The 6,660-nt window shown below is 63.3% G+C and carries 2 protein-coding genes; both read right to left on the reverse strand.

What is annotated here, in order from left to right; translation table 11 throughout:
• Position 1: 1 nt before the first annotated feature.
• Positions 2–1,795 carry an ATPase, T2SS/T4P/T4SS family gene (locus VGM51_05300; GenBank protein HEY3412463.1) on the reverse strand — a complete coding sequence of 598 codons (1,794 nt, stop codon included), beginning with the start codon at positions 1,793–1,795 and terminating at the stop codon, positions 2–4.
• A 3,234-nt stretch (positions 1,796–5,029) separates the two neighbouring features.
• Entirely contained in the window at positions 5,030–6,379 is a 1,350-nt protein-coding gene (locus VGM51_05305; GenBank protein HEY3412464.1) for a terminase family protein, read from the reverse strand.
• Positions 6,380–6,660: the final 281 nt, after the last annotated feature.

A 6,660-nucleotide genomic window follows, 5' to 3' on the forward strand; every position in this document is an offset into this window, starting at 1 on the left:
ACTAGTGGCCGGCGGTGAAAACTACGCGCATAACCTCGTCCGGGGTAGTGACTCCTTCGAGAACCTTGCGGAGGCCGTCCTCTCGAAGCAGGCTCATGCCGCCCGAACGGGCCGCTTCGCGCAATTCCGAGAGCGGAGCGCGGCGGACCATAAGGTCGGCGATCTCGTCGTTCACGATCATCAATTCGTAGATCCCGATACGTCCCTTGTATCCGCGCCCGCTGCACACCTCGCAGCCTTCCCCCCGGTGCAGGGTGACCATCTCGTCCTCGCTCTCGGGTTTGTAGCCGAAGCGGCGCAGATCGTGGGCCGGAATCTCGTATGCCACACGGCAATTGCTGCATATCTTTCGCGCGAGGCGCTGGGCCAGCACGCCGATCAACGTAGCGGACACCAGGTACGGCTCCACGCCCATGTCGACAAGGCGGGTAACGGCGGAACAGGCGTCGTTGGTGTGGAGCGTGGAGAGCACGAGGTGGCCTGTAAGAGACGATTCGATGGCGATCTCCGCGGTTTCAAGGTCGCGGATTTCACCAACCATGATGATGTCCGGGTCCTGGCGGAGGAAGCACCGGAGAGCCGTGCCGAAGGTGAGGCCCGCTTTGCGGTGTACCTGTACCTGGTTGATACCGGGCAACTGGTACTCAACCGGGTCTTCAACAGTGATGATATTTCGTTCAACACTGTTGATTTTGTTGAGGACGGAGTATTGGGTTGTTGTTTTGCCGGAGCCTGTTGGTCCGGTGGAGAGGATCATGCCGTTTGGCTGGGTTATGATCTCTTCCAGAGCGGCCTGGGTTTCCGGGAAGAAGCCGAGTTTGTTGAGGCCGATGAGGACGCTGCTCTTGTCCAGGATTCGCATGACGATTTTCTCGCCGTGCAGGGTGGGAAGGCAGGAGACGCGGAGGTCATAGTCCTTGTTCTGGAAGTTGATGGCGATGCGGCCGTCTTGGGGGATGCGGCGTTCCGCGATGTTCATGTCGCTCATGATTTTGTAGCGCGACACGAGCGGCGGGTGGATGTAGCGTGGGAGGGTCATGACCTCCTGCAAAACGCCGTCAATCCGGTATCGGATGCGGACGCCCTTGCGGTCCGGCTCAACGTGGATATCGGAGGCAGCCTGCAGAACAGCCTGCTGGATGATGGTATTTGCGACTCGGACGATAGGAGCCTCGTTGACGAGTTCGTCGGCGTCCGAGGCGTCCAGTTGGGCCTCTCGGTTTTTGTAGGTGTCCATTTCGGACCCGAGGGCGCCCATGATGCTGGACGCGGCGTTGGCGCCCGAGGCGTAAGTTTGGGGAGCGGCGGCCACGCTGTTGTCCGCGGCCGGTGTGGGCGCGGATGGGGTGGCCCCGTTCTGGTGGTAGGCTTTTTCGATGGCGTCCTCGATGTCTGCCGTTGCCGACAGGACCATTTTGACCATCAGGCCGCGCGTGTGGACGCGCAGGTCGTCAATCATGGCGATGTCATCGGGATTCGAGACGGCGACCATGATTCCGGTTGGACTTTTTGCCAGGGGGAGTATAACGTGGCGGCGTGCCAGGGCCTCCGGGACGGCCTTCACGGCATCGGGTTGGGGGCGGCGGCCGGTGCTGAGGTCCACATATTCGAGGCCGGATTGTACGGCTTTCGCCTCGGCAACCTTGCGCTCATTGGTGAAACCCAGGTCGACAACGATACGGCCGATGTCGGTTCCCTTCGCGCTTTGCATGGCTTGGCGCGCTTCCGTCAACTGCCCAGGCGTAATAATGCCTCGCTCGACCAGAATGTCGCCGAGGTCTTTGCCCATTGCCATCGGGTAATACGTCTCCCTTCGAAATAGACTGGAACAAACGGCACCGCTCCACCCCAGTTTCTATGCGAGGGAACGGACCAGAGGATAAGAACACGAACGACAAACCGGGCACCGCGGCCCCGTCGCATTCCAGCCTACCGCCCTATTATATCAAGATTCGGCAAGGGTTTGCATGTTTGGGGGTTCAGCTTCCAGCATCCAGGACTCAGGATTCAGGAATCAGCATCCAGCATCCGGCATTCAGCATTCAGGGTTCAGGGTTCAGGAATCAGCATCCAGCATTCGGCATTCAGCATCCAGGGTTCAGGGTTCAGGGTTCAGGGTTCAGGGTTCAAGGTTCAGGGTTCAGGGTTCAGGGTTCAGGGTTCAGGATTCAGGATTCAGGGTCCAGGGCTCAGGGCGAGGGGGTGCGGGTGTCACGGTAGGGGCGGCGTCCTCGCCGCCCTGCGGCAGTGCCCCGGCATCCAGCATCCGGCATTCGGCATTCGGCATCCAGCATTCAGCATCCAGGGACCACCTTCCGCAAAAACGGGGGCGAGAGACGGCCGCTTCCGTCTCTCGCCCCCCGACGCCCCTTTGGTCCCTGGGCGCCAAGTGTACCACCCAGCCCTGCCCATGGTCCATCATCCCTGATCCGGGCCGGTTGGGGCATCGGGAGAAAGATCGATTGTGTTCAACCTAATGGACGGTGTTGGGTAGGCGTTTGGTGCGGAGCGGAAGTGATGAATGATGAACCGAGCATTCAGCATCCGGCATTCAGCATCCAGGGTTCAGGGTTCAGGGTTCAGGATTCAGGAATCAGCATCCAGCATCCGGCATTCAGCATCCAGGACTCAGGGGGCAGGGTGCAGGATTCAGCATCCAGGACTCAGGGGGCAGGGTGCAGGATTTGGGATTCCGGGCGAGGGGGCGCGGGTGTGACGGTAGGGGCGGCGTCCTCGCCGCCCTCCGGGACGTTCCGGGGCCCCCTACCCACCGATTCCGGGGGACCAAACGGGGAGGGTGGCAGGATGTGGCGCCGGCCTCCGTGCCGGCGTCTCGGTTTCACGGCAGGGGCGGCGGGGAAGCCAAGCATTGCAAACTGAAAAATGCAAAATGCAAAATGCAAATATCAAGATGCCTGAGCCGACCTCGTCCCCGGAAACCTCGCCCGCATCCGTGTGGCGCCGGCCTCCGTGAGGGCGTTCGTTCTCACGGTAGGAGCGGCGTCCCCGCCGCCCTCCGGGACGTTCCGGCGCCTGAAGGCGCGGCTGGGAAGAGCACAAAGGCCGCCTTCGCGGCCTGGGAAGAGCCCCCCCTACCCACCAATTCTGGGGGACCAAACGGGGAGGGTGGCAGGATGTGGCGGCGGCATCCGTGAGCGCGGTTCGCGGGCAATGCAAAATGAAGAATGGCGAATGGTAAGTGCAAAATGCCCGACTGGCGTAGAGCGAGCACCTCGCCTAACCCGCGAACGATCTCACGTTCGACCGTTTCGTCGCCGCCGTTCAGAAACACCCTTTGGCGTTTCTCCGAAGCCTCAGCTGAGAGACTCAGGTATCAAGAGAACGAGCGTATTATCCGGCTCCCAGGCGCCCGGCGACCTGATCGAGAATCAGTCCCAGCGATATATACCGGGGGCCAAACGGTGGACTCGGTAGTTGTCGGTACCACGTGGTTGAAAGGTTTCCGGGCCCACGAGGAGCCCCCAGCCAACAATATCCTCGTCCCAACCGATAACCATGTATGGCGTGTTTGGGTCCGTCTTGAAGAAGCCGGCTTCGGATTGAGAATTCGGCCTCACGATTCGCACCCATAGCTGCCCTCCGTGGTGCAGCCTGCGAATAGAGTCCGGAACGGCCGGCCCAGCATAGGAAGTGTCCAACCCCAAGTCTTTCGGCAACTTCGCTCGGGGCAGGTGGAGAAGGGGCAGCACCCACCCTTGAACGTCAGCAGCGTGATTGAGACGAAATCCCCAGGCCGCCAGTGGGTGGCTGAACAAGAAACCGGGCGACAGAGCAAAGCCAACTGCACCGGCCCCGAGGACCATCAGAGGAACCACGCGTCCCAAGAGTCCGCCGCGACTGGTACCATGGCGGCAGCGAGCGATATTCCGAACCAGCGCCTGAATCGCCACGGGTACCGAGACCAACACCAATCCGGCTGTGAGCGTTGGCGTGTCCAGCGGACCGGAGAGAGCACCCTTACGAAACACGAGCATAGTGTGCTCGATTAACATCGCTAATGGGATCAGCGCCAGCCAGGGATAGGGACATTTGCCCTGCGTTGGCTCTGATGTACCGTTGCGGCTTTCCTTGGTTGGGCCATCCATGACACTCTCCTTGTCCATTGTGCTGCCCGCGGTGGTTCAGAATACCGGTTTACAGTGTTCCAGGTAGATTGTGGGGCTGTGGCCAACAGGGCTACCTGGGTCGAAGGGACCATTTGTTAGTCGGACTGGGCCGTTACCCGAGTCCCGCATCTGTGGCTACGGGAAGCGAGTTGGCAACTCGAAGATGGAAGTTGTGGTGAATGCGGACGGATGCGGGCGAGGGCGCCCGCGCTACGTTGGGGCGGCATCCGGCATCCGGGGCGGGGCCGTCGCTGCGCGGGGGATGCGGGCGAGGCGCCCGCGCTACGTTGGGGCGGCATCCAGCATCCAGCATCCAGCATTCAGGGCGGGGCCGTCGCTGTGCGACGGATGCGGGCGAGGCGCCCGCGCTACGTTGGGGCGGCATCCAGCATCCAGCATCCAGCATCCAGCATTCGGCATTCAGGGCGGAGCCGTCGCTGCGCGGGGGATGCGGGCGGATGGGTTCGCCCGCGCTACGTTGGGGCGGCATCCAGCATCCAGCATCCAGCATTCAGGGCGGAGCCGTCGCTGCGCGGGGGATGCGGGCGAGGGCGCCCACGCTACGTTGGGGAGGCAGCCAGCATCCAGCATTCAGCATTCAGCATTCAGGGCGGGGCCGCCGCTGTGCGACGGATGCGGGCGAGGGCGCCCGCGCTACGTTGGGGCGGCATCCAGCATCCAGCATCCAGCATTCAGCATTCAGGGCGGAGCCGTCGCTGCGCGACGGATGCGGGCGAGGCGCCCGCGCTACGTTGGGGCGGCATCCAGCATCCAGCATTCGGCATTCAGGGCGGAGCTGGCGCTGTGCGACGGATGCGGGCGAGGCGCCCGCGCTACGTTGGGGCGGCATCCAGCATTCAGGGCGGGGGCACGGCATGGCGTGCCCCCTGGCATTTTTGCCGTTACCGTAGAATTCGCGCGGTGACGCTGGCGAAGCGGGCGTTTGCGGCGTGGAGGGCCATGGCGAGGGCCCAGAATTTGTCGGCGTGGTTGGAGTCGACGACCGGGGCGTCGAATCGTGCGTGTCCGGATTCCAGCCAGGTGCGGCGGACGGCGTGGAGTTGGTCCATCAGCGACCTGTGGCGCGGCAGCGAGAGTGCGCCCGCCTGCAACTGCCGTTTGACCTCGTGCGCCATCATCTCCTTCAGGCGGCCTGTGAAGTGCAGGCCCGTTACACGATCGGGATATGCGCCCGCCAGATTCTCGCTGAGGTTGTTTCCGATGCCGGTCGCGTCGATGCAGAGCCGTTCGACCCCGGCGATCCGCAGGCAGTCCAGCACGGCTTCTTCCTGGCGCCAGTAGGTCTCGTTGACCATGCTCTTGATGCAACAGACGGACCATCGGTCGCCGTCGGCCCGGATCACCACGATTTCGGTGGCGTGGGCGACGCGTCCGATGTCCACGCCGGCGTACAGCCGGCCACCCATTGCGGCGAGGCTTGACCACGTGGCGGCCATCGGGACGTCGCGTACGTTGTCCATGATTTCCGGCCACGTGATGAAGGCGTCCTTGAGGTCGACGAAGTGGAGTTCATACTCCTGCTGGAACGTTACGCTGTCCATTGCGCCGCGCAGGCGCTGCAGGACTTCGGTGCCATACCGATCCACGCGTACATCGGCGATCGCTTCGGCGTCGGCGGCCTCGGGGTCGGTGCACAACCACGGGGCGCGCCACCACGGCACGGTGTGCTGGGAGAAGCGGGACACAAGATCCGGCTCCGACAGCAGGCGCCAGAACATACCGGCATCGCCGTTCGGCGTGGAGGCAACGGTGACCCTTCCGCCGTGGGTGACGACCGGAAGCGCGCCGCCGTATACGCGTTCGGAGTGCGGATAGAACGCCATTTCGTCGAGGTAGAGGCTGGCGCCGGCCTTTCCGCGTGGCGCGCGGCATGGAAACGAGAGGAGTCGGCCTCCGCCCTCGAAGAGCATCTCGTAGGCGGACGCGCGGCGAAGGGGGACACGCATCCTGGGCGGCAGGGCTTCGTAGAGGTCGCGCGCATAGAAGATCTTCTCAGCAGCTTCCTCGCGGTTGAGGCTGACGAAGATACTGAAATGCCGGTTGGCGATGGCCTGGCCGAGGGCTTCCAGCGCGAACAGCCACGAGAAACCCGTTTGCCGCGCCTTTAAGACGGACCGCATGGGAGATCGGTCGGCGAGAAAGGCCTGCTGGTAACCGGTGAGTGTGTGCCCGGACCCACGAAGTGCCGAAGCGATCACCTCGTCCGCCGTCCACCTGCGCCGTCTCTTCATTTTGTTGCCTCCTACTTACTAGCCCGTTTGGAGGGGGTTTTGTCTGAAGTATTTTTGGGCTGAGGGCTGAGGGCTGAGGGCTGAGGGCTGAGGGCTGAGGGCTGAGGGCTGAGGGCTGGGGGCTGAGGGCTGGGGGCTGAGGGCTGAGGGCTGGGGGCTGAGGTCTGAGAGCTGAGAGCTGAGAGCTGAGGGCTGGGGGCTGAGGGCTGGGGGCTGGGGGCTGGGGGCTGAGGGCTGGGGGCTGAGGGCTGGGGGCTGAGGGCTGGGGGCTGAGGGCTGGG

It is taken from the genome of Armatimonadota bacterium (genome assembly GCA_036504095.1).
Classification (GTDB): domain Bacteria; phylum Armatimonadota; class DTGP01; order JAKQQT01; family JAKQQT01; genus DASXUL01.